This window comes from Chitinophaga sp. 9-1-y (genome assembly GCF_059511905.2).
In genome coordinates this window covers 6,607,501-6,612,500 of record NZ_CM197955.1, presented here as the reverse complement: position 1 = coordinate 6,612,500, position 5,000 = coordinate 6,607,501, and the positions used below count along the sequence as shown (strand labels likewise).

Here is a 5,000-nt window from a genome sequence, read left to right as displayed (position 1 = left end):
AAACTGGTGAATATTCCAGTACCTGCTATAAATTCGATGGAGTAACGGAGTAGTGAAAGGATCGCGCACTTACGGAATAGTGCGTTAAAGGGTGTAGTTATATTGTTGGTTGGAAAATCCGCCGATGATGATGAAACCTGATAGTACAACAAAGCTTCGGCCGCGTTGATAGTATCCCTAATCAGACTTCCAAGAAAAACTTCTAAGGTTCGTTTATAGCAGCCCGTACCGTAAACCGACACAGGTAGTCGAGATGAGTATTCTCAGGCGCTCGAGTGATCCGTGGTAAAGGAACTAGGCAAATTGACGCTGTAACTTCGGGATAAGGCGTGCCGCAGTAATGCGGCCTCAGTAAAATGGTACAACCAACTGTTTAACAAAAACACAGGGCCCTGCAAAATCGAAAGATGACGTATAGAGCCTGATACCTGCCCGGTGCTGGAAGGTTAAGGAAGGATGTTCGGAGTAATCCAAAGCTTCTGACTGAAGCCCCAGTAAACGGCGGCCGTAACTATAACGGTCCTAAGGTAGCGAAATTCCTTGTCGGGTAAGTTCCGACCTGCACGAATGGTCTAATGAGTTGTACACTGTCTCTACCACGAGCTCGGTGAAATTGTAGTATCGGTGAAGATGCCGGTTAATCGCAACGGGACGGAAAGACCCCGTGAACCTTCACTACAACTTAACATTGATTTTGAATGCCAGATGTGTAGGATAGTTGGGAGACTATGAAGCAGCTTCGCCAGGAGTTGTGGAGTCATCGTTGAAATACCAACCTTCTGTTATTTAGAGTCTAATCCGGCAACGGAGACATTGTTTGGTGGGTAGTTTGACTGGGGTGGTCGCCTCCTAAAAGGTAACGGAGGCTCGCAAAGGTACCCTCAGTACGGTTGGTAATCGTACGCAGAGCGCATTAGTATAAGGGTGCTTGACTGTGAGGCAAACAAGCCGAGCAGGTGCGAAAGCAGGCTAAAGTGATCCGGTGGTTCTGTATGGAAGGGCCATCGCTCAAAGGATAAAAGGTACTCCGGGGATAACAGGCTGATCTCACCCAAGAGCTCATATCGACGGTGAGGTTTGGCACCTCGATGTCGGTTCGTCACATCCTGGGGCTGGAGAAGGTCCCAAGGGTTCGGCTGTTCGCCGATTAAAGTGGCACGTGAACTGGGTTCAGAACGTCGCAAGACAGTTCGGTCCCTATCTGTTGTGATCGTTAGTAAATTGAGAGGACATGACCTTAGTACGAGAGGACCGGGTCGTACGTACCGCTGGTGTATCTGTTGTGCCGCCAGGTGCAGTGCAGAGTAGCTATGTACGGATAGGATAAACGCTGAAAGCATCTAAGCGTGAAACCTGCTTCAAGATGAGTTTACTTTTAAGGGCCGTCGGAGACTACGACGTTGATAGGTTACAGGTGTAAGGGTGGTAACATCGCAGCCGAGTAATACTAATTGCCCGTAAGCTTTAATTTTTTAAATATTACGCTAAAGAGTTTTGAATACAACTTTCCCGATATGTTATCTTATTAGTTTGCTGTAATAGCAAAAAAGATCTTATGGTGGTTTTGCCGAGGGTGTTCACCTCTTCCCATTCCGAACAGAGAAGTTAAGCCCCTCATGGCCGATGGTACTGCACTATCATGCGGGAGAGTAGGTAGCTGCCATACTTATTAAGAGAAGCCTTAGTACTCGTGTACTAAGGCTTTTTCTTTCTTATATAAGTAGAGACCTTTACTAAAGAGTAGGGACTCGAAGCATACAGACACAGTTCTTTACAAAGCAGATTACTACTGCAACAGATGATACACCAGGTTAGGCAACATCCTACCACTTACACTTTACAATTAGTGTCATCACGGTTTTCATCTCTCTAAAAAAGAATGAAACCACACTTAAGCCAGGTGCTTAATATCAGTTTGAAATACAGAAAATAAATAGCAATTAAGTTGAAATAATTTTTGCTGCGAATGATAAAGGTTATATCTTTGCCATCCGCTTCAAAAAGCTAGTGTTCTTTGCAAAATAAGGGTTTGATTATCAAAGTATTTAAAGCACTTTCCCAATAGACAAGTCATTGATACTAAGATAATTAAAGATGCAAAAAACTTTAAAAAAGTTTTGGTGGTTAAATAAAAGATCACTACCTTTGCAACCCCAACGCAAACAACGCGATACGGAATATAAGTTCTTATAATAATAACAAGGTGTTTGACTAGAGAGTCACAGAGATCGGATCTCACACATCGGCAATAATCACGGAAATGAAATCTTGTAAAAGAGATCAGTGATTAAAAGTTCTTTGACATATTGGGAAATGCAAGTTGTATTCGAAATAGTAATATTTGAATACTAAATTTTTTAAAGCGAATAAGAGCGCATGGTGGATGCCTAGGATCTAAGAGGCGACGAAGGACGTGGTAAGCTGCGATAAGCTACGGGGAGATGCAAACGATCGTTACATCCGTAGATTTCCGAATGGGACAACCCAGTACACTGAAGGTGTATTACTCCGCAAGGAGAGCCAACGCAGGGAACTGAAACATCTAAGTACCTGTAGGAAAAGAAAATAAATAATGATTCCCTAAGTAGTGGCGAGCGAACGGGGAAGAGCCCAAACCGGATCGAAGCAATTCTATCCGGGGTTGTAGGACTACTTTTAGAAGTTCAGATCAAGTTGAATCATCTGGAAAGATGAGCCGTAGCAGGTGATAGCCCTGTAGACAGAAATTCTGGAGGACGTGTAGTATCCTGAGTAGTGCGGGACCGGAGGAATCCTGTATGAAACTGCCAGCACCATCTGGTAAGGCTAAATACTCCTTAGATACCGATAGTGAACCAGTACCGTAAGGGAAAGGTGAAAAGTACTCCGAACAGGAGAGTGAAATAGTTCCTGAAACCGTGCGCTTACAAGCGGTCGGAGCCAGCAATGGTGACGGCGTGCCTTTTGCATAATGAGCCTACGAGTTACTCCTCACTGGCAAGGTTAAGGTCTTCAGTACCGGAGCCGTAGCGAAAGCAAGTTCTAACAGAGCGAATCAGTCAGTGGGGGTAGACGCGAAACTTTGTGATCTATCCATGGGCAGGGTGAAGGTTAGGTAAAACTAACTGGAGGCCCGAACTCATTAGCGTTGAAAAGCTATGGGATGACCTGTGGATAGGGGTGAAAGGCCAATCAAACTGAGAGATAGCTCGTTCTCCCCGAAATGTTTTTAGGAACAGCCTTGGATATAGACGTATTATAGAGGTAGAGCTACTAATTGGGCTAGGGGGCTTCACCGCCTACCAAACCCTAATAAACTCCGAATGCTATAATATAATCTCCAGGAGTGAGGCTGTGGGCGCTAAGGTCCATGGCCGAGAGGGAAATAACCCAGACTAACAGCTAAGGTCCCTAATGATATGTTAAGTTGAACAAACGCGGTTCAAATCCTAAAACAGCCAGGATGTTGGCTTGGAAGCAGCCATTCATTTAAAGAGTGCGTAACAGCTCACTGGTCGAGGGTTTGGGCACGGAAAATAATCGGGCATCAAACATATAACCGAAGCTTTAGGCCTAGCATTTAGGTGCTAGACGGTAGGGGAGCATTCTAAACTGCATCGAAGGTGTGTTGCGAGACATGCTGGAGCGTTTAGAAAAGAAAATGTAGGCATAAGTAACGATAAATAAGATGAAAAATCTTATCGCCGTAAGACTAAGGGTTCCTGATCAACGCTAATCGGATCAGGGTTAGTCGGGTCCTTAGGCAAAGCCGAAAGGCGTAGCTGATGGCAAACTGGTGAATATTCCAGTACCTGCTATAAATTCGATGGAGTAACGGAGTAGTGAAAGGATCGCGCACTTACGGAATAGTGCGTTAAAGGGTGTAGTTATATTGTTGGTTGGCAAATCCGCCAATGATGATGAAACCTGATAGTACAACAAAGCTTCGGCCGCGTTGATAGTATCCCTAATCAGACTTCCAAGAAAAACTTCTAAGGTTCGTTTATAGCAGCCCGTACCGTAAACCGACACAGGTAGTCGAGATGAGTATTCTCAGGCGCTCGAGTGATCCGTGGTAAAGGAACTAGGCAAATTGACGCTGTAACTTCGGGATAAGGCGTGCCGCAGTAATGCGGCCTCAGTAAAATGGTACAACCAACTGTTTAACAAAAACACAGGGCCCTGCAAAATCGAAAGATGACGTATAGAGCCTGATACCTGCCCGGTGCTGGAAGGTTAAGGAAGGATGTTCGGAGCAATCCAAAGCTTCTGACTGAAGCCCCAGTAAACGGCGGCCGTAACTATAACGGTCCTAAGGTAGCGAAATTCCTTGTCGGGTAAGTTCCGACCTGCACGAATGGTCTAATGAGTTGTACACTGTCTCTACCACGAGCTCGGTGAAATTGTAGTATCGGTGAAGATGCCGGTTAATCGCAACGGGACGGAAAGACCCCGTGAACCTTCACTACAACTTAACATTGATTTTGAATGCCAGATGTGTAGGATAGTTGGGAGACTATGAAGCAGCTTCGCCAGGAGTTGTGGAGTCATCGTTGAAATACCAACCTTCTGTTATTTAGAGTCTAATCCGGCAACGGAGACATTGTTTGGTGGGTAGTTTGACTGGGGTGGTCGCCTCCTAAAAGGTAACGGAGGCTCGCAAAGGTACCCTCAGTACGGTTGGTAATCGTACGTAGAGCGCATTAGTATAAGGGTGCTTGACTGTGAGGCAAACAAGCCGAGCAGGTGCGAAAGCAGGCTAAAGTGATCCGGTGGTTCTGTATGGAAGGGCCATCGCTCAAAGGATAAAAGGTACTCCGGGGATAACAGGCTGATCTCACCCAAGAGCTCATATCGACGGTGAGGTTTGGCACCTCGATGTCGGTTCGTCACATCCTGGGGCTGGAGAAGGTCCCAAGGGTTCGGCTGTTCGCCGATTAAAGTGGCACGTGAACTGGGTTCAGAACGTCGCAAGACAGTTCGGTCCCTATCTGTTGTGATCGTTAGTAAATTGAGAGGAC

Annotated in this window: 3 rRNA genes (2 of these 3 only partly in view); all 3 read left to right on the top strand. The window is 45.7% G+C overall.

Annotated elements, in window-relative coordinates:
* Nucleotides 1–1,471, top strand: a 23S ribosomal RNA gene (locus AC5ZC7_RS26145); it begins 1,411 nt to the left of the window's first position.
* A gap of 83 nt (nucleotides 1,472–1,554) precedes the next feature.
* Nucleotides 1,555–1,666: ribosomal RNA gene (rrf, locus tag AC5ZC7_RS26140) — 5S ribosomal RNA — on the top strand.
* Between the two features lie 690 nt (nucleotides 1,667–2,356).
* Nucleotides 2,357–5,000: ribosomal RNA gene (locus tag AC5ZC7_RS26135) — 23S ribosomal RNA — on the top strand; it runs 240 nt beyond the window's last position.